Origin of the sequence: Streptomyces sp. 2323.1 (genome assembly GCF_900221035.1) — a bacterium.
Taxonomy (GTDB): domain Bacteria; phylum Actinomycetota; class Actinomycetes; order Streptomycetales; family Streptomycetaceae; genus Streptomyces; species Streptomyces sioyaensis.
Genome location: NZ_LT907981.1, coordinates 4,843,285 through 4,865,686 on the forward strand (window position 1 = coordinate 4,843,285; position 22,402 = coordinate 4,865,686).

A 22,402-nucleotide genomic window follows, 5' to 3' on the forward strand; every position below is an offset into this window, starting at 1 on the left:
GGAGGCGGCGGACGGGCCGGGGCGATGCGCCCCGGCCCGTTCCGTGCCCGGTTCCCGCGCCCGGTCTCCGGCTGCACGGCGCTGCGCCGGGGAGCAGACTGGAGCCGGGCGCTCCGGTACGGTCGGGGCGTGCGTACCGGTGGTCGGCCGATGGGCGGATGGGCGGGTCCTCGATGAAGCGTTCCGCGACGAGTGACGTCACGGCGGAGAGCGCGGCCGCTGTAGTGGACGGCGGCGCACCGGACGGCGCGCAGGGCGAGCCGGCGGACCGGCTGGAGGCGCACCGTACCGAACTGACCGGCTACTGCTACCGGATGCTGGGATCGGCCTTCGAGGCCGAGGACGCCGTCCAGGAGACGATGGTGCGGGCCTGGCGGAGCTACGACCGGTTCGAGGGGCGCGCCTCGCTGCGGTCCTGGCTCTACCGGATCGCCACGAACGTCTGCCTGGACCAGCTCAAGGGCAGCCGGCGCCGGGCCCGGCCGATGGATCTCGCCTCCCCGTCGAGCGTGGACACCCCGATCGGCACGGGGCTGCCCGAGACGACCTGGATCGGCCCCGTCCCGGACCAGCGGGTGCTGGCGTCCGCCGGGGACCCGGCGGAGACCGCCGTCGCCCGGGAGTCGATCCGGCTCGCCTTCATCTCCGCGCTCCAGCGGCTGGCGCCCCGGCAGCGGGCGGTGCTGATCCTGCGGGAGGTGCTGAGCTGGTCGGCGAGCGAGGTCGCCGAGTTGCTGGGCAGCTCGGTCGCCTCGGTCAACAGCGCGCTCCAGCGGGCCCGGGCCACCCTCGCCGCGTCCGCCGATGCCGCCGAGGAACCCCCGCGGCCGCTGGACGACGCCCAGGAGGCGCTGCTGCGGCGCTATGTCGACGCCTTCGAGCGGTTCGACATGGACGCCCTCACGGCCCTGCTGCACGAGGACTCCACGCTGTCCATGCCGCCGTACGAACTGTGGTTGCGCGGCCGCGACGACATCCTGAAGTGGCTGCGCGGGCCGGGCTGCGGCTGTGCGGGGTCGCATCTGGTGCCGGTCGTGGCGAACGGCCGCCCGGCGTTCGGGCAGTACCGCGCGGACGGCCTGCCCTGGGCGGTCCAGGTCCTCGACCTCGCGGACGGCCGGGTCACCGCCTTGAACTCCTTCCTGGACACCGAGCGGCTGTTCCCGCTGTTCGGGCTTCCGCTCCGGTACGGCGGCCCGCCGCCCGCGTGAGGCGTGCGGCCGCCGGGCCTCAGCCCAGCTTGCGCTTCTTCAGCCAGGCGGCCGCCACCCGGTCCGGGTCCTGCTTCTCCTTGTCGACCAGGCGGTTGAGCTCGGTGAGATCGGGGGTGGTCAGGGCGTTGCCCAGCCGGGCGAGGGCCTTGCGGACCTTGGAGTCGGCCTTGCGGGCGGCGATCAGCGGGACGACGTGCTGGGCGGGGATCAGATGCTTGGGGTCCGCCAGCAGCACCCAGCCGTTCTCCGCGGTGTCGACGTCGGTGGTGAAGACATTGGCGATGTCGATGTCGCCCTTCTTCAGGGCGCCCTTGACCAGCGGCCCGGACGAGTCCAGCGCCTTGAACTCCTTGAACTCCACGCCGTATCGGTCCTTCAGGCCGACGACCCCGACGACCCGCTTCTTCATCTCCGCGGCCGCGCCCAAGGTCAGCTTGCCGTTGACCTTACGGAGATCGGCGAGCGACTGCAGGCCGTAGCGGTCGGCGGTCTGCCGGGTCACGGCGAAGCTGTCGCGGTCCTCGGCGGCCGCGTACGGCAGGACTTCGAGACTGTCGGGGAGCACCGTGGCCAGCGCGTTCTGCATGGCTCCCGCCTCGGTCGCGGTGGCCTTCTTGTCGAGGTAGAGCAGCAGGCTGCCCTGGTACTCGGGGAGCAGATCGATATCGCCGGAGCGCAGTGCGGGGACCACGATCTCGCGGGAGCCGAGGTTGGGGCGGACCGTGGTCTTGACCCCGGCGGCGTTCAGCACCCCCGCGTAGAGGTAGCCGAGGACCTGGTTCTCGGTGAAGTTGGCGGTGCCGATGACCAGCCCGCCGCTGCTGCTGCCGCTGTCGCCGCCGGCGCCGTCCCCCTTGAGGGACGTGATGCCGGAGGAGCAGGCGGCCAGCAGCGGGGCCGAGGCGCCGGCGAGGAGAGTGGTCAGGGCGGTACGACGGTTCATGGGCGGGCTCCTCGGTGCGTACGAAGGGGGCGGGGCGGCAGCCGCTCAGCGGGCGGTGGCCGGGCGGCCGCGGAACAGCAGCCGGGTCAGGCCGCCCAGGGCCAGATCGGCGACGACGGCGAGCACGGCGACCAGCACCGCGCCGCCGAGCACCTGCACCAGGTCGCGCTGTGCGAGGCCGTCGAAGACATAGCGGCCCAGCCCGCCGAAGCTGACGTAGGCGGCGATCGTGGCGGTGGCGACGACCTGCACGGTCGCCAGCCGTACGCCGGTCATGATCAGCGGCAGCGCGAGCGGGATCTCGACCTGCCAGAGGATCTGGCGGCCGCGCAGCCCCACGCCCTTGGCGGCGTCCTTGACCTCCGGGTCGACCGCGGCCATCCCCGCGTACGTATTGGTGATGATCACCGGCACGGCGAGCGCGACCAGGGACACGTACACCGGCCACACGCTCAGCCCGCCGGCCAGGAAGACCAGGGTGACCAGGCCGACGGTGGGCAGCGCCCGGCCGAACGAGGAGAGGTTGACGGCGAGGAAGGCGCCGCGGCCGGTGTGCCCGATGAGCAGCCCGACCGGCAGCGCGATCACGGCCGCGGCGAGGGTCGCGAGCACCGAGTACTCCAGGTGCTCCAGGACGCGGGTGGCGATGCCCTCGGGGCCGGACCACTGGGCGGAACTGGTCAGCCAGGCGGCGAGGTTCTTCAGGAGTTCGAGCATCGGGGCGTCACGCTCGCTTCCGTAGCTTGAGACGTTGCGGCCGGGAGGTGCCGCGCAGCCAGGGGGTGCACAGCCACTGGACGGTCACCAGCACCGCGTCGGCGACCAGGGCGAGCAGCAGGGTCAGGGCCACGCCGGCGATGACCGGGGTGGGGAAGTTGCGCTGGAAGCCGTCGGTGAAGAGCTGGCCGAGGCCGCCGTATCCGATGTAACTCGCCACGCTGACCAGGGAGATGGACATGACGGTGGCGACCCGTACACCCGCCATGATCACCGGGAGGGCGAGCGGCAGCTCGACGGTGAGCAGGGTGCGCAGCGGGCCGGTCCCCATCGCCGTCGAGGCCTCCCGGGCCCGCGCCGGGACCGCGTCCAGCCCCTCGACGGTGTTCCGTACCAGCACGACCAGGGTGTACGCGGTCAGGCCGGTGATCGCGGTGGTCCGGGTCAGCCCGGTGACCGGCAGCAGCAGGACGAAGAAGGCCAGGGAGGGGATGGTGTAGAGGATGTTGGACGCGCCGAGCACGAAGCCGCGCAGCGGCCGTACGCGGTGGGCGAGGACCGCCAGCGGCAGCGCGATCAGCAGGCCGAACAGGACGGCGGGGACGGCGGTGGCGAGGTGGTCCGCGGTGAGGCGGGCCAGTTCGCCGGCGTGGTCGGGGAACCAGCCCCACTCGATGGTCATGCGGAGCGCTCCGTGGCCGTGCCGGGCGCGGCCTCCTCGGGGGCCGGCTGTCCGGCGGCCGCCCGGCCGGCCTCCGCATGGCTGCGGCCGGCCCGTTCGTGGATGGCGTCGCGGGAGGTGAGGCCGGTCAGCACGCCGTCGGAGGTGACCCGGGCGACGGCGGCGGCGGGGGAGGAGACCGCCTCGTTCAGCGCCGAGAGCAGGGAGTCGGAGTCGCGCAGCGGCCGCACGGGCTCCAGCGGCGCCTCGCCGGCCGTGCCGCCGGCGGGCAGCGCGTCGGTGTCCAGCCAGCCCAGCGGTTCGCCGCGGGGGGAGGTCACCAGGCGCCAGCGGTCCCCGTCGCGGGGTATGTCGCCGACCGGTTCGTCCGTGCGTATCTCCCCGCCGGGCGCGTGCGGCACGTCCGCGAGGTCGGTGAGCGAGAGCAGCTTGAGACCGCGCTCGGCGCCCAGGAAGCCGGCGACGAAGTCATCGGCGGGGCGGGCCAGCAGCTCGGCGGGTTCGGCGCACTGGACGAGCCGGCCGCCGGTACGGAAGACCGCGATCCGGTCGCCCAGGCGGACCGCCTCGTCGATGTCGTGGGTGACGAAGACGACGGTCTTGCGCAGCTCCTCCTGGAGCCGCAGCAGCTCGTTCTGCAGCTGGGTGCGCACCACCGGGTCCACCGCGCCGAACGGCTCGTCCATCAGCAGGACGGGCGGGTCGGCGGCGAGCGCGCGGGCCACGCCGACGCGCTGCTGCTGGCCGCCGGAGAGCTGGTGCGGATAGCGCTTGCCGGCGTCGGCGGGCAGGCCGACCAGCTCCAGCAGCTCGGCGGCGCGGGCGCGGGCCTTGCGCCGGCCCCAGCCCAGCAGCAGTGGGACGGTCGCGATGTTGTCCAGGATCCTACGGTGAGGGAAGAGGCCGGACTGCTGGATGACATAGCCGATGCCGCGGCGCAGCTCGGCGGCGTCCGTCTCCAGGATGTCGCGGCCGCCGACGCTGATCGTGCCGGATGTCGGCTCGACCATGCGGTTGACCATCCGCAGGGTGGTCGTCTTGCCGCACCCCGACGAGCCGACGAGGACGGTGACGCCGCCCTCGGGCAGGTCCAGGGACAGCCCGTCCACGGCGGTCGTGCCATTCGGGTACCGCTTGCTGACTGCGTCGAACTTGATCATCCGCTGCCCCTTGCCCGGCCTGCATATGGTCATGCAGAGTCTTAGGCACATGAATAGAAGTCAATAGACGGACGTAAAGACCCTGTTACATCGCCTGTTACGTCGCTTCACCGTACGGAACGAGCTGTCGGACGTACCGCAATAAAGGGTGCTATAAGAGGGAGTTGAGCCCCTTGGAATCCCACATGCTGGACAACGGCCGACGGGCCGGCCGGCGCATCACGCTCGACGGCACCGCGCTGCACACCGCCGATATCGCCGCCCTCGCCGAGCGCACCGCGCACCCCGCGGAGCCGGACCCCAAGGCGTTCGCCCGCGCCGAGGAGTCCTGGGAAACCGCCCGCCGCCTCGCCGCCACCGGCCGGGTCTACGGGCGCAGCACCGGCGTCGGCGCCAACCGCACGGAGGATGTCGGGGCCGCCGACGCCGACCACGGACTGCGGCTGCTGCGCAGCCACGCCGGCGCGATCGGCGACCCGCTGCCCGCCCGCGAGGTCCGCGCCATGCTCGCGGTGCGCGCCAACCAGCTGCTGGCGGGCGGCGCCGGCCTGCACCCCGCCGTCATCACCGCGCTGCTCACCGCCCTGGACAGCGGCGCGTACCCCGTCGTCAACGAGCACGGCGCGGTCGGCACCGGCGATCTGGCCGCACTCGCCCAGACCGGCCTCGCGCTGGCCGGCGAACACCCCTGGCACTGCGCACCCGGCGCCCGCGCCCCCGCCCCCATCGCCCTGGACAACAACGACGCCCTCGCCCTGATCAGCAGCAACGCCCTGACCCTCGGCCAGTCCGCGCTCGCCCTCGACGAACTGCGGCGGCTGCTCGCCGCCTCCCTCCCCGTCGCCGCGCTCTCGCTGCTCGCGGTCGGCGGCTCGTACGAACCCTTCGCCGAGCCGGTGCTGCTCGCCCGCCCGCACCCCGGCTCCGCGGCCGCCGCCGCGCAGCTGCGCGCCCTGTCCGGCGTCCCGCCCCGTCCCGCTCCGCCGCTCGGCCGCATCCAGGACCCCTACGGCTTCCGCTGCCTCCCGCAGATCCACGGCCCCGCACTGGACGCCGCCGCCACCCTCGACGCGGTACTGACCATCGAGGTCAACGCCGCCGCCGAAAACCCCCTGATCAGCATCGAGGACCAGGCCGCCTACCACCACGGCAACTTCTACGCCGCCCACGCCGGGCTCGCCCTGGACACCTTCCGGCTGGCCGTGCTGCAGACCGCCCGGCTCTCCACCGCCCGGCTCGCCGCGCTCTCCGAGCCCGACTTCACCCGGCTGCGGCCGTTCCTGGGGGACGCGGCACCGGCCAGCTCCGGCGTGATGATCCTCGAATACGCGGCCGGTGCGGCGCTCGGCGAGATGCGCGAGGTCTCCTACCCGGCCTCCCTCGGCCACGCCGTCCTCTCCCGCGGCGTCGAGGAACAGGCCAGCTTCGCCTCCCTGGGCGCCCGCCAGACCCTGCGCGCCTGCACCTACTACCGCCAGATCCTCGCCTGCGAACTCGTCGCCGCCGTACGGGCCTTGCGGATGCGCTCCCTGGAACCCGACCCGGACCTCCCCCTGGCCACGGCCTTCCGCCGCGCGGCCGGCGTCCTCGACCCGCGGATGGCGGACCGCCCGCTGACCGATGATGTGGCGGTGGCGGCGGGGCTGCTGGACGAGCTGGCGGAGCTGGCTGAGCCGGCGGAACCGGGGGAGGGGTGAGTGCCGTGGTGGGCGGCGGCGGGGTGCTTCCGGCCGCGGGACCGGGGCCGGGGGCCCCGGGTGCGCGCGTACGGCTGGATCGCGTACGGCCGGATCCTCACGCCTGTCCCGGACCGGAGCGGGCCGGGGATTCCGTACAGTCGGTCGACCACTCGGTTGACCAGTCGGCCGATCAGTCGGTCGACACAGGACAAGGCCCCCGACCGGGCCGGGAAGAAGAGGCGATGAGCGGGGACGGGGACAACGGCGGCGGTGGTGTCGGCGGCGCGGGCGGTGACGGCGTCGGCGGTGTGGCCGGTGACCGGGCGATGGGTGGGGCCGAGGGGGCGACGGGGGATGCGGCTGCCGTGGGGAGTGTGGGCGGCACGGGCGGCGCGGGGGGTGCGGCTGCCGTGGGTGGTGCGGTCGGTACGGACACCGGCACCGCCGCCCGGCTGCAGAAGCTCTTCGAGGGGCACCGGCTGACGCCCACCCAGCGCCGGATCGCCCACTGCATGGTGCGCCGGGCCGCCGACGCGCCCTTCCTCTCCAGTGTCGAACTGGCCGATCTCGCCGGCGTCAGCCAGCCGTCCGTCACCCGCTTCGCGGTCGCCCTGGGCTTCGACGGCTATCCGGCGCTGCGCCGCCATCTGCGCGAGGTGGCGCCCACCGGGGCAGCCGCCGAGGCCGGTACCGCCAACGAGTACCAGCAGGCCGTCCAGGCGGAGATCGACAACCTCCGTCAGCTCGCCGCCGCCCTCACCGACCCGTCGCCGGTGGCCGAGGCGGGCCGCCTCTTCGCCGCCTCCCGCCCGCTGCTGGTCCTCGGGCTGCGCGCCGCCACCGCCCAGGCCGCGGGCTTCACCTACTTCGCCCGCAAGGTCCACCCCGACGTCCGGCTCCTGGACGAGGGCGGCACGCTGCTCACCGACCGCATCGACGCCGCCGTACGCGCCGGTGCGAGCGCGCTGCTCTGCTTCGCCCTGCCCCGCCACCCCCGCGAGGTCGTCGAGGCGCTGGAGTACGCCCGCACCGCCGGACTGACCGTCGTCACCGTCGCCGACAGCGCCTTCGCCCCTGTCGCCCACCACACCGACCTCCTCCTCCCCGCCCCCGTCGGCACCGGGCTGTCCTTCGACACGGCCTGTGCCCCCATGCTGCTGGGCCGGGTCCTGCTGGAGGCGATGTGCGACGCCCTCCCGGACGCCCAGGCCCGCCTGGAGCAATTCGACGCGAGGGCGGCGGAACGAGGGCTGTTCGTCGAGTGAGCAGGGCGGCGCGGGGCGGGGCGGGGGAGCGTTGGGGTCCGTGGCCGCGCCGAGGCTTGGCCGCCCGGGGGCGCTGAGTCATGGCAGTGCGCGCGGGGGCGCGGAGGCTGGCAGCCCATGGGAGTGCCGTGGCCTGGCAGTCCCGTGGGAGCGCCGTGGCCTGGCAGTCCCGTGGGAGCGCCGTCTCAGGGAATCCTCATTCCGGCTGGCTACGATCCGCCGCCGGTACAGCTGCGCCCGGACGGAGGGGGCGCAGCGGTCTCGGGGCGAGGAGGTCTGTCGTGGGACGCGGGGCATATGGGCTGGTCCGGGTGGCAGTGGTGGTACGGGCACCGGCCGGCTGGCTGTGGTGGCCGGGACTGCTGGCCGCGGGGATCGGGGTGCTGGTGCCGGGACTGACCGGCCGGACGATCGGCCTGCTGGCGGGGGCGGTCCTGGCCGTGGGCGCGGCGCTGGTCGTGTTCGCGGCACGGCGCGGGCGCTATGCGGAGCTGGCCCGTGGCGCCTCGCGCGCCGGGAAGGCCGTCATCCTTCAGGACCGCTCGGTCACCCTCCGCACCTGGCGGCGGGCGCACCGCTGGTGGCTCCTGCTCGCCTTCCTGGCGGCGGTCGGCTCGTCGTTCGTGCTGCCGGCGGCCGGCGGGCTGCTGATGGCCGGGGCCGCGCTCGGCCTGTGGGGCAAGGCGCTGTGGCTGGGCCGCTGGGAGCGGGAACACGAGGCGCTGCTGTGGGTCCGGACCGAATCCGCCGACCGGGGCGGCGCCGCGGGCAAGGACGTCGGCGCGTACGTACTGACCGGAACGGCCGCCGGGGACGCCCGGCCGGGCGGGGCACGCGCCGGGCACGTACGGGCCGGGGGAGCGCGGGCCGGGAGTGCGAGGGCCGGAAGTGCGCGGAGCGGCCGCTGAGGGCTGGGCCCGGGGGCTGCCCTTCCGGGTTCTCCTGCCTTCCCGGGTCTACTGCGCCCCAGGATCTCCTGCTTCCCGAGGGGTCTATCGGCTCCTGAGGCCCTGAGGATCGATCTACTGCCTTCCCAGGTCGCGCAGCGACTCCGTGTGGGCGCCGCCGCTCTCCGCGGTGAGGTCCTCCAGGGTCTGCGGGGTGCGGACGGTGGCGAAGTCGACCGTACCGTCCGGATCCGCCGCATAGCCGTAAATCCCGGGACGGGGAAGGGAGTTGTAGGCGAAGTGGGTGGAGAAGTAGTACGCGCCGGTGTCCAGGAGGGCGGCATGGTCGCCGGACTCCAGGAGGGGGAGCGGACGGTTCTCGGCGACAAGATCACCCGCGAAGCAGCACGGTCCGGCGACGTCCTGTGCCACCGGAGCGCCCGTCTTGGGGCGGCCCTCGGCGTCGTAGGCCGCGACCCGGATCGGCCAGGACTCGGGGGCGAAGACCGTACGGGTAGCGACCTGGGCACCGGCATGGGTGACCGCGATGGGCCGGCCGCCGGCCGACTTGGCGTACTCGACGCGGGCCAGGACCGTGCCGTGCTTGGCCAGCAGCGAACGGCCGAACTCGGTGACCAGCCCATAGCGTCCGGACAGCAGCCCGGGGACGGTGGCGTGGAGCTGCGCGACGTACTCGCGGTACGTCGGAGTGACGGCGTCCGAGGAGAAGTTGACCGGTAGGCCGCCGCCGATGTCGAGGGTGTCGATCTGTCGCCGGCCGGCCCGCTCGTTGATCTCCTCGGCGAGGACGAACAGGGCCCCGACGCCCGCGGTCATCAGCTCCAGCGGCATGCCCTGGGAACCGACATGGGCATGCAGCCGGGTCAGCCACGGGCGGGCGAGGAAGGAGCGTACGACCCAGTCGCGGGCGCCCTCGTCCCGCAGCCCGACACCGAACTTGGAGGTGTCGGTGGCGGTGCTCATCGCCCCGATGCTGCCGCCGCCGATCTGGGGGTTGACCCGCAGCCCGACTGGGGCACTGCTCGGCGCGGAGGCCATCAGGGAGTCGATACGGGCCAGTTCCTCGGGGTTGTCGGCATTGACGGCGATCCCGAGGGCCAGCGCCTCACGCAGCTCGGCGTGGGTCTTGGCCGGCGAGTCCAGGACGGTCCGCGCGACCGGCACACCGGCGGCCCGGGCCAGCACCAGCTCGCCCGGGCTGGCCACCTCACACCCGAGACCCTCCTGCGCGAGCAGCCGCAGGACGGGCACGAGCGAGGCGGCCTTCACCGCGAAGGCGTGCAGCACCGGGGTGCCGGGGGCGGTGAACTCCTCGAAGGCGGCCCTGAGCTCGGCCGCCGACCGCCGGATCCCGGCGATATCGAGCAGCCCGACGACGGGCTCTGCGGGCCCCACCAGCCCTCGTGCAACGGCGGCCCGTACGGCCCGGTCTCGGTCCGTGAAGTTCATGGGGCAACTCCATCATTGGGTGGGGCTGTCACGCCAACTGATACCCACGCCCTCCGCAGCCTTCCGGGGGGGGAGGGAGGAGGCTGGCCAGCGCCTGCCCACGGGCCCGCCGGTCCCTCGCCACGCGGCCATCAGCCACCAGCCCGCTAGCTCACCAGCCTCTGCTGGCTCACCGGCTCACCGGCCCCGCCGGCCCCGCCGGTCCACCCGTCACGGGCCCACCAGCGCATCGCCACAGGCCCGCCGGGCCCACCAGCGCATCGCCACAGGCCGACGGGTCCACTGCGCCCCGGCCCACCACCGGCTGTGCTGCCGTGTGGCCCTGTCTGCCACCCGCGCCGTCCGACGCTTGGCCGGACGACACGAGCGGCACCCAGGACCACACGGCAGCAGTCTCAGGCCGCCCGGCCGCCGCTGAGCTCCGCCTTGCGGTGGCTTTCGGAGAGGCGGGAGCCGGACTCGCGGCGGGTGGCACGGCGCAGAAGCGGGACCGCGAGGAGGAAGCCGATGACCGCCCAGGCGCTGAGTATCAGGGCCACCGTCGGCAGCTCCCAGGAGCCGGCCAGTTCCGCGGCACGTGCGGAGTCCGGCAGGAGAGCCGAGCGCAGGCCCTGGGCCATCCACTTGAGAGGGAAGACCGAGGCGATCTTCTGGACCAGCTCGGGGAGCGAGCTGAGCGGGAACATCGCTCCCGAGGTGACCAGCAGCGCCAACGTGGGCAGCATGATCAGCGCAAGCGCCTCGCGCGGGTTCGGCAGCACGGCGCCGATGGCCGCACCCAGCGGTACGACGGCGAGCAGCCCGAGCGCGCTGACCCACAGCAGCGTCAGCCAGCCGCCGGGCCCGTGCGGCAGCGGCCCGTCCACCAGTACGGCGGCGGCTCCCAGCAGGACAAGCAGGGTGCCGAAGGCCATGACGACCACCAGCAGCGACTTGGCGATGAGGTAGGCGGGTATGCCGCCGGGGGTGGCACGCAGCCGCAGCAGGGTGCCTTCCTCGCGCTCGGTCACCAGAATCTGCGGGAGATTGACCAGCCCGATCTGGAACAGCAGATAGGCGGAGAAGCCCGCGAGCGTCAGATGGGCCATCGGGATATGGGTGCCGGGCACCTTGCCGCTGATGTTGTCCGCCAGCAGCAGCGCCACGACGATATTGATCAGATGGCCGCTGAACTCCTTGCGGTTACGCAGGAGGTGGCGCAGTTCGATCCGCCCGCGCTGGAAGCCGGCGCGCCAGGGACGGCGGCGGGAGCGCGGTGCGGTCTCCCCCGGGGCCGCGCCGCGCGGGTGGCCCGGCCCGGTCCGGCCCGTCGCCCCGGCCGTGTCCGTTGCCTCGGTCGCCTCGATCCCGTCGGTCGTGCCCGTCGCCGTCGTCGCGGCTGTCATATCGGTCCCCCTCATGCGGCTCGTTCCTCCCCCTCCGGGGCGCCGGCCCCGGTCCCGTCGGCTCGGTGCCCGGCTTCCCGGTGCACCATGTGCAGATAGGTGTCCTCCAGCGTCGGGCGGCGGACCTCCAGATCGGCGATCGGTCCACCGGTGTGCTGGTGGAGTTCCCAGACCAGCCGGGACGGGTCCGCGGTGCGTTCCGTGCGGGCCGTGCCGTCGGCCGCCGTCCAGCGGACCTCGGCCTGGGCGGCGGCCCGCCGGGACAGTTCCGTCGGGGTGCCGTGGATCCCGATCCGGCCGTTGACCAGCATGGCTATCCGGTCGGCCAATCGCTCGGCCTCCACCAGGTCGTGGGTGGTGAGCAGGATCGTCACGCCCTCGTCGCGGGCGAGCCGTTCGACCAGGTCGTGGAAGTCGCGCCGGGCCTCGGGGTCGAAGCCGGTGGTCGGCTCGTCCAGGAACAGGAGTTCGGGGCGGCCGACGATGGCCAGGGCCACGTCCAGACGCCTGCGCTGGCCGCCGGACAGATGGTTGACCTGCCGGCCGGCCTGCTCGGTGAGGCCGACCAGGGCCAGCAACTCGGCCGGGTCGCGGGGGTTCGGGTAGTACGTGGCGAAGTGCTTCAGCAACTCGGCGACCTGCCAGCGGCCGTGGTCGCGCCAGTACTGCAGCACCAGACCGATCCGGCCGCGCCAGGAGTCGTCACCGCGCGCCGGGTCCGCACCCAGGACGCGGACCTCCCCGGCGGAGCACTGACGGAAGCCCTCCAGGATCTCGACGGTGGTGGTCTTCCCGGCGCCGTTGGGGCCGAGCAGCGCGAAGATCTCGCCGCGGTGGATGTCCAGGTCGATGCCGTGCAGGATGGTGGTGTCGCCGTACGACATCCGCAAGTCCCGTACGTGGACGACGGCTTGGCGGGCTGCGGCGTTGCCCGGAGCCGATTCCGGCGCGGTCCTGGCCGTGGGTAGGTGCTCGTTCGTGGTCATCGGCCCGCCTCCGCGCGCTGTTGCTGGTGCTGTGTCCCTGATGTCGTCGCCGCGTCGGACTCCGTCGCCGGAGTGGCGCCCGTCGCCGGAGTGGCGCCCGCTGTCGGTCCCGCGCCCTCGACGATGGCCCGGAGTGCGGCCACATGCCCCTCGAAGGCGGTACGGCCGCGGCTGGTCAGCCGTACCTTGGTGCGCCGTTTACGGCCGCCGCCCTCCTTGTGGATCTCCAGATACCCGGCCTCTTCCAAGGTGTGCAGCTGCTTGGAGAGCGCGGAGTCGCTGAGCGAGAGGCTGTCGCGGATGAAGGAGAAGTCGGCCCATTCCGTGGCGGCGAGCAGTGCCACCACGGACAGGCGGGTGGACGGGTGGATCAGTTCGTCGAAGCCGCTCGGGGTGCTCATCAACCCACCCCCTGGTGGCCGGCTCTCGCACCGCGGGCGCGGAGCGCGCTGACCGCCCAGCGGTTCGCCGGGCCGACGAAGAGCGCGAACGCGCCCGCGGAGGCGGTGGCCTGGATCAGGCTGCCGAACGGCAGCGCCAGCTGGTTGGCCACGAAGCCGGACACCAGGATGGTCACGAGGGTGACCGCCATGCCCGCGAAGAAGGTGGCGAACGACCGCCAGCTGTGGCGCGAGCGGTGCAGCCGGATCCGGCTCCTGCGGTTGTAGATCACCGCCACGGTGCCCAGTACGGCGCAGTAGGCGGTCAGTACCAGCCAGAACGCCCACGTGGGCAGATTCGTGCCTGTGACGGCGAGGAACACCCACATCACCGCGGCCGTGAAGTACGTCGACCCGGGGTCGCTCTGGGCGCTTCTCTCGATCTCGTCGTACACCCGCTCCTGCGGAACCCGGATGCGCTGCAGATCCTGCCAGGCCCGTTCGGCATCCACCGGTGTGCTCATGGCGCTCGCCTCCCCAAGGCGTTCGTGCGTTCCCCGTTGACTTGCCCACTAGGAAAGTTAGCGCAGACTTTCCCGGTGGGCAAGTCAAAAATTGTGCGCAGCGTCCGGCTGGTTCCCATGCCCTGCGGCGGCGCCGCGCCCGCACCCTGTTGACTAACGCTATTCACCGACATCAATATGTGAATAGCTCAATCCATTCGACGTCAGGGAGGCACGGCCCATGTCGGGACCGCGACCCGTGCGGGCACCGCGCGGTACGGAGCTGAGTGCTCGGGGATGGCAGCAGGAAGCCGCGCTGCGCATGCTGCAGAACAACCTCGATCCGGAGGTGGCCGAACACCCGGACCAGCTCGTCGTCTACGGCGGTACGGGCAAGGCCGCACGTGACTGGCGCTCCTTCGATGCGATGGTGCGCACGCTCACCACGCTCAAGCAGGACGAGACGATGCTCGTCCAGTCCGGCCGGCCGGTCGGCGTGATGCAGACGCACGAGTGGGCGCCGCGGGTGCTCATCGCCAACTCCAACCTTGTCGGCGACTGGGCCAACTGGGAGGAGTTCCGCCGCCTGGAGGCCCTCGGGCTGACCATGTACGGGCAGATGACGGCCGGTTCGTGGATCTACATCGGCACCCAGGGGATCCTGCAGGGCACGTACGAGACGTTCGCGGCCGTCGCGGCGAAGAAGTTCCACGGCACCCTCGCCGGGACGATCACGCTCACCGCCGGCCTCGGCGGCATGGGCGGCGCCCAGCCGCTCGCCGTCACGATGAACGACGGCGTCGCGATCTGTATCGACGTCGACCCGCGCGCCATCGAGCGGCGGATCGAGCACCGCTACCTGGATGTGAAGGCAGACAGCCTCCAGCACGCCCTCCAGCTCGCCGTCGAGGCCCGCGACCAGCGCAAGCCGCTGTCCATCGGACTGCTCGGCAACGCCGCGGAGCTGCTGCCGCAGATGCTCGCCGAGGGTGCGCCGATCGACATCGTCACCGACCAGACCAGCGCCCACGACCCGCTGGCCTATCTGCCGGCCGGCATCGACTTCGACGACATGGCCGCCTACGCCGCCGAGAAGCCCGCCGACTTCACCCAGCGGGCGCGCGAGTCGATGGCCCGGCACGTCGAGGCCATGGTCGGCTTCATGGACGCCGGTGCCGAGGTCTTCGACTACGGCAACTCGATCCGCGGCGAGGCCCAGCTCGCCGGATACGAGCGGGCCTTCGCCTTCCCCGGCTTCGTCCCCGCCTATATCCGCCCGCTGTTCGCCGAGGGCAAGGGGCCCTTCCGCTGGGCCGCGCTGTCCGGCGACGCCCGCGACATCGCCGCCACCGACAAGGCGATCCTGGACCTCTTCCCGGAGAACGAGTCGCTGGCCCGCTGGATCAAGCTGGCCGGCGAGCGGGTCCACTTCCAGGGCCTGCCCGCCCGTATCTGCTGGCTCGGCTACGGCGAGCGGGACAAAGCCGGCGAGCGCTTCAACGAGATGGTCGCCGACGGGACGCTGCAGGCGCCGCTGGCCATCGGCCGTGACCACCTCGACTGCGGCTCCGTCGCCTCGCCCTACCGCGAGACCGAGGCCATGAAGGACGGCTCGGACGCGATCGCCGACTGGCCGCTGCTCAACGCCATGGTCAACGTCGCCTCGGGCGCCTCCTGGGTCTCGCTGCACCACGGCGGCGGCGTCGGCATGGGCCGCTCGATCCACGCCGGCCAGGTCACCGTCGCCGACGGCACCCCGCTGGCCGGCGAGAAGATCCGCCGGGTGCTCACCAACGACCCCGGCATGGGCGTCATCCGGCACGTCGACGCGGGCTACGAGCGCGCCGACGAGGTGGCCGCCGAGCGCGGTGTCCGCATTCCGATGCGCGAAGGCGAGGGCGCGTGACCGCCTCGTTCCACGAGATGTGGGAGGAGTTGCGGCCCCTGGGCCGCGACTCCTCCTCCGGGGGCTACCGCCGCTACGCCTGGACCGGCGCCGACGCCGACTGCCGCGCGTGGTTCCGGGCCCAGGCCGAGGCCCGCGGGCTCGCTTACGAACTGGACCGCAACGGCAACCAGTGGGCCTGGCTCGGCGCCACCGGCCCCCAGGACGTGGCCCCCGGCGACGCCGTCGTCACCGGCTCCCACCTGGACTCCGTACCGGACGGCGGCGCCTTCGACGGCCCCCTCGGCGTCGTCTCCTCCTTCGCCGCCCTGGACGAACTCCGCCGCAGGGGAGCGGAGTTCGGCAGACCGCTGGCGATCGTCAACTTCGGCGACGAGGAGGGCGCCCGCTTCGGCCTGGCCTGCGTCGGCTCCCGGCTCTCCGCCGGGGCGCTGACCACCGAGGCCGCGCACCGGCTGCGCGACGGCGACGGCATCACCCTCCCGCAAGCCATGGAGCGCGCGGGCCACGACCCCGACGCCATCGGCCCGGATCCCGAACGGCTCGCCCGGATCGGCGCGTTCGTCGAACTCCACGTCGAGCAGGGGCGCGCCCTGGACCTGTCCGGCGACCCGGTCGGCATCGCCTCCGCCATCTGGCCGCACGGCCGCTGGCGGTTCGACTTCCGCGGCGAGGCCAACCACGCCGGCACCACCCGCCTGGAGGACCGCCGTGACCCGATGCTCAGCTACGCCGCGACCGTGCTCGCCGCGCGGGAACAGGCCCGGCTGGCCGGCGCCCTGGCCACCTTCGGGAAGATCAGCGTGGAGCCGAACGGCGTCAATGCCATCCCCTCGCTGGTGCGCGGCTGGCTGGACTCCCGGGCCCCTGACCAGGACACCCTGGACACCGTGATCACCGGGATCGAGCAGGCCGCCGCCGAGCGCGCCGCCCGCGACGGCGTGGACCTGAGCGTCGTCCGCGAATCCTTCACGCCCGTCGTGGAGTTCCAGCACGCTCTGCGGGACGAGCTGAGCGCGATCCTCGGCAAGGCGCGGGAGCCGGCCGTGCCCGTGCTGGGCACCGGAGCCGGGCACGACGCCGGTATTTTGTCCGGGACCGTCCCCACCGCCATGCTGTTCGTCCGCAACCCCACCGGGGTGTCGCACTCACCCGCCGAAGCGGCGGAGGAGGACGACTGCGCCGCCGGGGTCACCGCACTCGCCGACGTACTGGAGGGGCTCGCGTGCCGCTGACGACGCAGGCAACACCGACGACGTACTGGCTCGAACACGCCTGGCTCGGCACCCATGTCGAGCCGGGCGTGGCCGTGGACGTCGCGGACGGGCGGATCACGGCCGTCCGCAAGGGGGCCGACACCCCGCCGCCCGGCGCCACCACGCTGCGCGGCCTGACCCTGCCCGGCCTCGCCAACGCCCACTCGCACGCCTTCCACCGCGCCCTGCGCGGCACCGTTCAGGTCGGCACCGGCACCTTCTGGACCTGGCGCGAGGTCATGTACAGCGTCGCCGACAAGCTCACCCCGGACTCCTATTACGCCCTCGCCCGCGCCGTCTACGCCGAGATGGCGCTGGCCGGCATCACCTGCGTCGGCGAATTCCACTACCTCCACCATGCGCCCGGCGGCACCCGCTACCGTGACCCCAACGCCATGGGCGAGGCGCTGCTCGCGGCCGCCGCCGACGCCGGTATCCGCATCACCCTCCTCGACACCGCCTATCTCTCGGCCGGCTTCGGCGCCCCGCCCAACCAGCACCAGCTGCGCTTCTCCGACGGCACCGCCGAGAGCTGGGCCCAGCGCGCCGACGCCCTCAAGGAGGGCCATGAGCACGCGCGCATCGGCGCCGCCATCCACTCCGTACGCGCCGTGCCGGCCGCCCAGCTCGCCACCGTCGCCGAGTGGGCCCGCGGGCGACAGGCCCCCCTGCACGTCCACCTCTCGGAGCAGACCGCCGAGAACGACGCCTGCCGCGACGCTCACGGCCGGACGCCCACCCAACTGCTGTCCGAGCACGGGGTGCTGGGCCCGCGGACCACGGCCGTGCACGCCACCCACCTCACCGGCGAGGACATCGAGCTGCTGGGGGACTCCCGCACCGGCGTCTGTATGTGTCCGACCACCGAACGCGACCTGGCCGACGGCATCGGCCCGGCCGCCCGCCTCCAGGGCCGCGGCAGCCCACTGTCCCTCGGCAGCGACAGCCACGCCGTCATCGACCTGCTCGAAGAGGCCCGCGCCATGGAGCTCGACGAACGGCTGCGCACCCGCACCCGCGGGCACTGGACGGCCGCCGCCCTGCTGCGCGCCGCGAGCGCCGACGGCCATGCCGCCCTGGGCTGGGAGGACGCCGGCACCCTGGAACCCGGCGCGCTCGCCGACCTCACCACGATCGCACTGGACTCCGTACGCACCGCCGGACCACTGCCCCGGCTGGGCGCCGAGACGGCGGTATTCGCCGCCTCCGCCGCGGACGTGCGACACACCATCGTCGGCGGGCGGCAGATCGTCCGCGACGGCGTGCACACTCTTCTCGCCGACGTACCCACCGCCCTGGCAGAGTCCATCGCCGCCGTACGCGGCTGAAGGAGAACACCCCCGCGATGACGACGACCTCCGCGCCGACCACCGCCATCACCCACATCGCCCAGCTGGTCACCAACGACCCCTCCCTCGGTGAAGGCCCCCTCGGTCTGATCCAGGACGCTGCGGTCGTCATCGACGGTGACCGCATCGCCTGGGTCGGTGCATCCAGCAAAGCACCCGCCACTGACAACGCCGTCGACGCCGGCGGCCGGGCAGGCATCCCCGGCTTCGTCGACTCCCACTCCCACCTGGTCTTCGCCGGCGACCGCACCGCGGAGTTCAACGCCCGGATGTCCGGCCGCCCTTACTCCGCCGGCGGCATCCGCACCACCGTCGCCGCCACCCGCGCCGCCTCCGACGAGGCCCTGCACGCCAACGTCGCCCGCTATCTCGCCGAGGCGCTCCGCCAGGGCACCACCACCCAGGAGACCAAGTCCGGCTACGGTCTCACCGTGGAGGACGAGGCCCGCGCGCTGCGCATCGCCGCCGCGCACACCGACGAGGTCACCTTCCTCGGCGCGCACATCGTCTCGCCGGACTACGCCGACGACCCGGCCGGCTACGTCGACCTCGTCACCGGCCCGATGCTGGACGCCTGCGCCCCGCACGCCCGCTGGGTCGACGTCTTCTGCGAGAAGGGCGCCTTCGACGGCGACCAGGCCCGTGCCGTCCTCACCGCCGGCAAGGCCAGGGGCCTGGTGCCGCGGGTGCACGCCAACCAGCTCGGCCACGGCCCCGGCGTCCAGCTGGCCGTCGAGCTCGGCGCGGCCTCCGCCGACCACTGCACCCACCTCAGCGCCGCCGACATCGACGCCCTGGCCCAGTCCGACACGGTCGCCACCCTGCTCCCCGGCGCCGAGTTCTCCACCCGTGCCCAGTGGCCCGACGCCCGCCCGCTGCTCGACGCGGGCGCCACCGTCGCACTGTCCACCGACTGCAACCCCGGCTCGTCCTTCACGAGTTCGATGCCGTTCTGCATCGCGCTCGCAGTCCGTGACATGGGGATGACCCCCGACGAGGCGGTCTGGTCGGCGACCGCGGGCGGCGCCCGTGCCCTGCGCCGTACGGACATCGGCCGGATCGCCCCCGGCGCCCGCGCCGACCTGGCCCTGCTGGACGCGCCCTCGCACGTCCACCTCGCCTACCGGCCCGGCGTCCCGCTCGTCTCGGCCGTGTGGCACAAGGGCGTGCTCGTCTGACGGGCCGCACCGGACGGCCGGGCGACGGCTTCCGGTGCGCTCCGACAACGCGAAGGAGGGCCCGTCCCGAACAACTCCGGGGCAGGCCCTCCTTCGCGCGGGCGGCCGCCGGTCGCGGGCGACCGGCAGTGACCGCGGTCCCTCACTCGTCGATCATCAGGCCCTTACGGAGCCGTCCGAGGGTGCGCGAGAGCAGACGGGAGACGTGCATCTGGGAGATGCCCAGCTCCTCGCCGATCTCGGACTGCGTCATGTTGGCGACGAAGCGCAGCGAGAGGATCTTCCGGTCGCGCGGCGGGAGTTCGGCGATCAGCGGCTTGAGGGATTCCACGTACTCGATGCCTTCGAGACCGTGGTCCTCGTAGCCGATGCGGTCGGCCAGCGCGCCTTCGCTGTCGTCCTCCTCGGGCTGGGCGTCCAGCGAGCTCGCGGTGTACGCGTTGCTCGCGGCCATGCCCTCGACGACCTCGTCACGGCTGATGTCGAGGCGCGCGGCGAGTTCGTGCACCGTGGGCGCGCGGTCCAGCTTCTGCGCCAGCTCGTCGCCCGCCTTGGCGAGGTCCAGCCGCAGTTCCTGCAGCCGCCTCGGTACGCGCACCGACCAGCTGGTGTCGCGGAAGAAACGCTTGATCTCGCCGATGATGGTCGGCATCGCGAACGTCGGGAACTCGACGCCACGGCTGAGTTCGAAGCGATCGATCGCCTTGATCAGGCCGATCGTGCCGACCTGGACGATGTCCTCCATGGGCTCGCTGCGGGAACGGAACCGGGAGGCCGCGAACTTCACCAGGGCGAGATTGAGCTCGACCAGCGTGTTACGGACGTACGCGAATTCGTGGGTGCCTTCTTCGAGGTTCTCGAGCCGCTCGAAGAGGGTCTTGGACAGAGCCCTCGCGTCCACCGGACCCACCTCGTCGAACGGCGGGATCTCGGGCAGACCGTCGATCTCAGTCTCTTCTGCCAGGTCTGATTCGGCAGGGAGCAGCTGGGAAGGGATAAGCCCGGTCGGGTCGGACGGGGGTGTCGACGAAGCGGGCTGCCGGTGGTCGTCGGTACGCAATTCGTCGAGCCGGGGTGACATGGTCTCCTCCATCGTTCTCGGCATATGGCTGCCGATGCCTCTACACGAAGCTGCGGTGTGCGGCGCCTCCAAAGCCGGCCGTGTTGGATGTGTGCTTCTACGCCTACCTGGCTTTGCGTGAAGATGGCAAGTGCGCGTTGTCCGTATATTGGGCTATATGCGGATTGTTCCGGCTACCGGCGGGCGTCGGGAAGGCGTAGGGTTCGACAAGCGCAGTCGTAAGCAAACAGTCGTCTAGACAGCAATGAGGGGTGCGCACGCATGGACCGCGGGACGGTCGGCAGTGCAAGCCGGGGCCGGCTTCATGTCGAGATCCGCCATCACGGCGCCAGCGCGGTGGTGACGGTCGCGGGTGAGCTCGATCACCACACCGCGGATCTGTTGCGTGAATCACTGGAGGGTTGCGTGGGCGACGGTTACGCACGCCTCGTAGTGGACTGCTCACCCCTTGAGTTCATGGATTCCACCGGACTCAATGTGCTGCTCGGCGCGCGCCTGAAGGCGGAGGCCGAGGGGGGTGCGGTCCATCTGGCCGGGATGCAGCCCGTGGTTGCCCGGGTTTTCGAGATCACCGGCGCGGAGGCGGTCTTCACGGTGCATGACTCGCTCGACGCGGCTCTGACCGACTGACGTGACGCGGTGTCCGGAACGATGCATTCCGGGCACGTAGTCCGTGTCACAACTTCCGTACCCAAGAAGTGGGTGTTCTCACGGTCCGGTCGGGCAGGAGACATCTGAATCCGTTGAATCAGTCAGCATCTGTTTTCCGTGAACAGGCGAATCGGTGAGGTGAAGCGCTGATGAGCACCACCCGGCCGTACCCGCCGGGCGATCTCGGCCCGGAGCCGGGCAGCGCCGGCGCTTCCGCCGCCTCGGCTGCCGCCACTCCGGCGGGCCAGGTCCGCCGGCTGCGCCTGGCGGGCACCCGAGGCGCCGTGGCGCGTGGCCGTGACTTCGCCCGACAGGCCCTGCACGACTGGGGCTGGCTGCCGGCCGTCGGCGCCGATCAGCGTGCCGCGGCCGAGGATGTGCTGCTCGTCGTCTCCGAACTGGTCACCAACGCCTGTCTGCATGCCGAAGGGCCCGAGGAGCTACGGCTGCGCTGCAGCGCCAAAGTGCTGCACCTCGAGGTCAGTGACCTCGGTACGGGCCAGCCGGCGCCGCGCAGCCCGCACCGTCCGGGCCGCCCCGGAGGTCACGGCATGTTCATCGTGCAGCGCCTGTGCCTGGACTGGGGCGTGGTGCGCAACAGCGACGGGACGGGCAAGACCGTCTGGGCGGAGCTCGCCGCGCCGTCCTAGACGGAGGGGCGGACGCCGGGAAGTACTGAGCGCGGGCCTGCGGGCCCGCGTTTCGTCGTGTGCGGAACCTGCCGTTCAGGGCCTCCGGGCCGCCCGTTGGAGGCCGGAATTCCCCGTCGCCGCGGGCCCAGAGCCGATCGGGGCTGTGCTGTGCCTTCCCTCGGCACGGTCCCCGGCGTACCTTGAGCGCCCATTCTGATGTGCCGTCAAGAAATTGCGGCGGTGCGCTCATCGGGAGAAGGGGAACACAAGGTGGCCCGCTTCCACGAACAGCACGGCAGGCGCCCGGGCCGGGCCGCCGGCCTCGCCGCGGCGGCGGCACTGACGGCGGGGACCGCGGTGATGCTCACCGCCCCGGCCGCCCACGCCGAGGTCGTCGACGTCAACTACCAGTGCAGAACGCCGATCGGCAACAAGGGCGCGGTCTCGCCCATCGACATCAGGAGCACCCCGAGCGGCGGGGGGTACAAGCTCGTGATGTCGTTCCAGAAGGGTGTCTCCTCCAGCCCCGTCGAGCTGGGCAAGGGAGCGATGAAGCCGAGCGCGCTGATCAGCCTCGGCGGTGCACAGAGCGGTACGGTGCCGGTCGCCGGGCCGCCCAACGACAAGGCCATTCCGGCCAACACCCCCATCAAGATCAGTGACTTGAGCGGGACCTACACGCCCAAGGGCAGCGGCAAGGTCACCTTCACGGCGGGCACGCTCACCATCAAGGCGCTGGGCACCACCACCACCTGCACACCGAGCAACCACCCCAAGCCCTCGCTGACCCTGGACGTGAAGGGAACCGGCGGTTCCGGCGGGAGCCAGGAAGGCGGTTCCGCCACCGGCGGCGGTTCCTCAGGCGCGCAGCTGCCGCAGACCGGACCCGCGGACTCCGCTGTGGCGCTGGGCACCCTCGGCGGCACGGTGCTGCTGGCCGGTGCGGCCGGAGTGCTCTGGCTGACCCGGCGCCACCAGCGGGCCTGACGGCCGCGCGGGGCGCCAGACCCACGCAGCCGGTGCCCCGTTCTCCGTACGCCTCCGTGCCGCACGCGGAGGCACCCCCTCGCACCCGCAG

21 protein-coding genes are annotated in these 22,402 nt (G+C 72.6%); 11 read left to right on the plus strand and 10 right to left on the minus strand.

Annotation, left to right across the window (positions count from 1 at the left end):
• Positions 1-173: 173 nt before the first annotated feature.
• Complete coding sequence (locus CPH93_RS20870; RefSeq protein ID WP_231976903.1) at positions 174-1,211, plus strand: sigma-70 family RNA polymerase sigma factor; 1,038 nt, start codon at positions 174-176, stop codon at positions 1,209-1,211.
• A 19-nt stretch (positions 1,212-1,230) separates the two neighbouring features.
• On the opposite strand, the gene CPH93_RS20875 is transcribed toward CPH93_RS20870, so the two are convergent.
• Genes CPH93_RS20875 through CPH93_RS20890 form a run of 4 tightly spaced genes read right to left on the minus strand, consistent with a single transcriptional unit; the run spans position 1,231 to position 4,716 of the window.
• Positions 1,231-2,157 (minus strand): ABC transporter substrate-binding protein, encoded by a 927-nt coding sequence (locus tag CPH93_RS20875; protein WP_096213708.1) that lies wholly within the window; start codon positions 2,155-2,157, stop codon positions 1,231-1,233.
• Positions 2,158-2,202: 45 nt separating this feature from the next.
• Positions 2,203-2,874 (minus strand): ABC transporter permease, encoded by a 672-nt coding sequence (locus CPH93_RS20880; protein ID WP_093483563.1) that lies wholly within the window; start codon positions 2,872-2,874, stop codon positions 2,203-2,205.
• A 7-nt stretch (positions 2,875-2,881) separates the two neighbouring features.
• Positions 2,882-3,556: an ABC transporter permease gene (locus CPH93_RS20885; protein ID WP_096213709.1), complete on the minus strand. Its 675-nt coding sequence runs from the start codon at positions 3,554-3,556 to the stop codon at positions 2,882-2,884.
• Entirely contained in the window at positions 3,553-4,716 is a 1,164-nt protein-coding gene (locus tag CPH93_RS20890) for an ABC transporter ATP-binding protein (RefSeq protein WP_173909853.1), read from the minus strand. Before CPH93_RS20890 ends, CPH93_RS20885 begins: the two co-directional genes overlap by 4 nt.
• 185 nt (positions 4,717-4,901) lie before the next feature.
• Between CPH93_RS20890 and CPH93_RS20895 the strand changes: the two genes are divergently transcribed.
• The 3 genes from CPH93_RS20895 (at position 4,902) to CPH93_RS20905 (ending at position 8,568) form a co-directional block, all read left to right on the plus strand.
• Entirely contained in the window at positions 4,902-6,413 is a 1,512-nt protein-coding gene (locus CPH93_RS20895) for an aromatic amino acid ammonia-lyase (RefSeq protein WP_096213711.1), read from the plus strand.
• Between the two features lie 224 nt (positions 6,414-6,637).
• Entirely contained in the window at positions 6,638-7,660 is a 1,023-nt protein-coding gene (locus CPH93_RS20900; protein ID WP_173909854.1) for a MurR/RpiR family transcriptional regulator, read from the plus strand.
• 281 nt (positions 7,661-7,941) lie between these two features.
• Entirely contained in the window at positions 7,942-8,568 is a 627-nt protein-coding gene (locus CPH93_RS20905; protein WP_096213712.1) for a hypothetical protein, read from the plus strand.
• 114 nt (positions 8,569-8,682) lie between these two features.
• Here the strand turns inward: CPH93_RS20905 and CPH93_RS20910 are convergent, their stop codons facing one another.
• From CPH93_RS20910 to CPH93_RS20930, 5 genes are all read right to left on the minus strand, one after another.
• Entirely contained in the window at positions 8,683-10,017 is a 1,335-nt protein-coding gene (locus tag CPH93_RS20910; RefSeq protein ID WP_096213713.1) for a diaminopimelate decarboxylase, read from the minus strand.
• Positions 10,018-10,412: 395 nt separating this feature from the next.
• Positions 10,413-11,417: an ABC transporter permease gene (locus CPH93_RS20915; protein WP_231976904.1), complete on the minus strand. Its 1,005-nt coding sequence runs from the start codon at positions 11,415-11,417 to the stop codon at positions 10,413-10,415.
• Positions 11,414-12,388, minus strand: coding sequence for an ABC transporter ATP-binding protein (locus CPH93_RS20920; RefSeq protein WP_096213714.1), 975 nt, complete (start codon positions 12,386-12,388; stop codon positions 11,414-11,416). Before CPH93_RS20920 ends, CPH93_RS20915 begins: the two co-directional genes overlap by 4 nt.
• The gene (locus tag CPH93_RS20925; protein ID WP_093483556.1) at positions 12,385-12,789 is read right to left on the minus strand and encodes a transcriptional regulator; all 405 of its coding nucleotides are present in this window, start codon (positions 12,787-12,789) and stop codon (positions 12,385-12,387) included. The genes CPH93_RS20920 and CPH93_RS20925 overlap by 4 nt, the downstream gene beginning before the upstream one ends.
• Positions 12,789-13,292 (minus strand): hypothetical protein, encoded by a 504-nt coding sequence (locus tag CPH93_RS20930; RefSeq protein ID WP_093483555.1) that lies wholly within the window; start codon positions 13,290-13,292, stop codon positions 12,789-12,791. Before CPH93_RS20930 ends, CPH93_RS20925 begins: the two co-directional genes overlap by 1 nt.
• A gap of 220 nt (positions 13,293-13,512) precedes the next feature.
• Here CPH93_RS20930 and hutU point away from each other — a divergent pair, with 220 nt between their 5' ends.
• From hutU to hutI, 4 genes are read left to right on the plus strand one after another with little or no spacing between them, the layout of a single operon-like run.
• Complete coding sequence (hutU, locus tag CPH93_RS20935) at positions 13,513-15,177, plus strand: urocanate hydratase (protein ID WP_096213715.1); 1,665 nt, start codon at positions 13,513-13,515, stop codon at positions 15,175-15,177.
• Entirely contained in the window at positions 15,174-16,412 is a 1,239-nt protein-coding gene (locus CPH93_RS20940) for an allantoate amidohydrolase (RefSeq protein ID WP_096213716.1), read from the plus strand. The genes hutU and CPH93_RS20940 overlap by 4 nt, the downstream gene beginning before the upstream one ends.
• Positions 16,403-17,761 carry a formimidoylglutamate deiminase gene (locus CPH93_RS20945; protein WP_096213717.1) on the plus strand — a complete coding sequence of 453 codons (1,359 nt, stop codon included), beginning with the start codon at positions 16,403-16,405 and terminating at the stop codon, positions 17,759-17,761. Before CPH93_RS20940 ends, CPH93_RS20945 begins: the two co-directional genes overlap by 10 nt.
• 17 nt (positions 17,762-17,778) lie before the next feature.
• A complete protein-coding gene (gene hutI / locus CPH93_RS20950) occupies positions 17,779-18,960 on the plus strand; it encodes an imidazolonepropionase (RefSeq protein WP_093483552.1) in 1,182 nt (393 codons plus the stop codon).
• Positions 18,961-19,102: 142 nt separating this feature from the next.
• On the opposite strand, the gene CPH93_RS20955 is transcribed toward hutI, so the two are convergent.
• Entirely contained in the window at positions 19,103-20,041 is a 939-nt protein-coding gene (locus CPH93_RS20955; RefSeq protein ID WP_096213718.1) for an RNA polymerase sigma factor SigF, read from the minus strand.
• Between the two features lie 261 nt (positions 20,042-20,302).
• Here CPH93_RS20955 and CPH93_RS20960 point away from each other — a divergent pair, with 261 nt between their 5' ends.
• The 3 genes from CPH93_RS20960 to CPH93_RS20970 all read left to right on the plus strand — a co-directional run bounded on the left by CPH93_RS20960 (position 20,303) and on the right by CPH93_RS20970 (position 22,311).
• Positions 20,303-20,671, plus strand: coding sequence for an STAS domain-containing protein (locus CPH93_RS20960; RefSeq protein ID WP_096213719.1), 369 nt, complete (start codon positions 20,303-20,305; stop codon positions 20,669-20,671).
• 170 nt (positions 20,672-20,841) lie between these two features.
• On the plus strand, positions 20,842-21,342 hold the full coding sequence (locus CPH93_RS20965) for an ATP-binding protein (protein ID WP_093483550.1): 501 nt from the start codon (positions 20,842-20,844) through the stop codon (positions 21,340-21,342).
• A gap of 252 nt (positions 21,343-21,594) precedes the next feature.
• Positions 21,595-22,311, plus strand: coding sequence for an LPXTG cell wall anchor domain-containing protein (locus tag CPH93_RS20970; RefSeq protein ID WP_096213720.1), 717 nt, complete (start codon positions 21,595-21,597; stop codon positions 22,309-22,311).
• Positions 22,312-22,402: the final 91 nt, after the last annotated feature.

Coding starts and splice junctions, on each gene's coding strand:
- CPH93_RS20910 (WP_096213713.1), bottom strand. CDS start 10,017: ATGAACTTCACGGACCGAGACCGGGCCGTACGGGCCGCCGTTGCACGA.
- CPH93_RS20900 (WP_173909854.1), top strand. CDS start 6,638: ATGAGCGGGGACGGGGACAACGGCGGCGGTGGTGTCGGCGGCGCGGGC.
- CPH93_RS20920 (WP_096213714.1), bottom strand. CDS start 12,388: ATGACCACGAACGAGCACCTACCCACGGCCAGGACCGCGCCGGAATCG.
- hutU (WP_096213715.1), top strand. CDS start 13,513: ATGTCGGGACCGCGACCCGTGCGGGCACCGCGCGGTACGGAGCTGAGT.
- CPH93_RS20890 (WP_173909853.1), bottom strand. CDS start 4,716: ATGATCAAGTTCGACGCAGTCAGCAAGCGGTACCCGAATGGCACGACC.
- CPH93_RS20885 (WP_096213709.1), bottom strand. CDS start 3,556: ATGACCATCGAGTGGGGCTGGTTCCCCGACCACGCCGGCGAACTGGCC.
- CPH93_RS20930 (WP_093483555.1), bottom strand. CDS start 13,292: ATGAGCACACCGGTGGATGCCGAACGGGCCTGGCAGGATCTGCAGCGC.
- CPH93_RS20955 (WP_096213718.1), bottom strand. CDS start 20,041: ATGTCACCCCGGCTCGACGAATTGCGTACCGACGACCACCGGCAGCCC.
- CPH93_RS20965 (WP_093483550.1), top strand. CDS start 20,842: ATGAGCACCACCCGGCCGTACCCGCCGGGCGATCTCGGCCCGGAGCCG.
- CPH93_RS20915 (WP_231976904.1), bottom strand. CDS start 11,417: ATGAGGGGGACCGATATGACAGCCGCGACGACGGCGACGGGCACGACC.
- CPH93_RS20880 (WP_093483563.1), bottom strand. CDS start 2,874: ATGCTCGAACTCCTGAAGAACCTCGCCGCCTGGCTGACCAGTTCCGCC.
- CPH93_RS20875 (WP_096213708.1), bottom strand. CDS start 2,157: ATGAACCGTCGTACCGCCCTGACCACTCTCCTCGCCGGCGCCTCGGCC.
- CPH93_RS20960 (WP_096213719.1), top strand. CDS start 20,303: ATGGACCGCGGGACGGTCGGCAGTGCAAGCCGGGGCCGGCTTCATGTC.
- CPH93_RS20870 (WP_231976903.1), top strand. CDS start 174: ATGAAGCGTTCCGCGACGAGTGACGTCACGGCGGAGAGCGCGGCCGCT.
- CPH93_RS20925 (WP_093483556.1), bottom strand. CDS start 12,789: ATGAGCACCCCGAGCGGCTTCGACGAACTGATCCACCCGTCCACCCGC.
- hutI (WP_093483552.1), top strand. CDS start 17,779: ATGACGACGACCTCCGCGCCGACCACCGCCATCACCCACATCGCCCAG.
- CPH93_RS20895 (WP_096213711.1), top strand. CDS start 4,902: ATGCTGGACAACGGCCGACGGGCCGGCCGGCGCATCACGCTCGACGGC.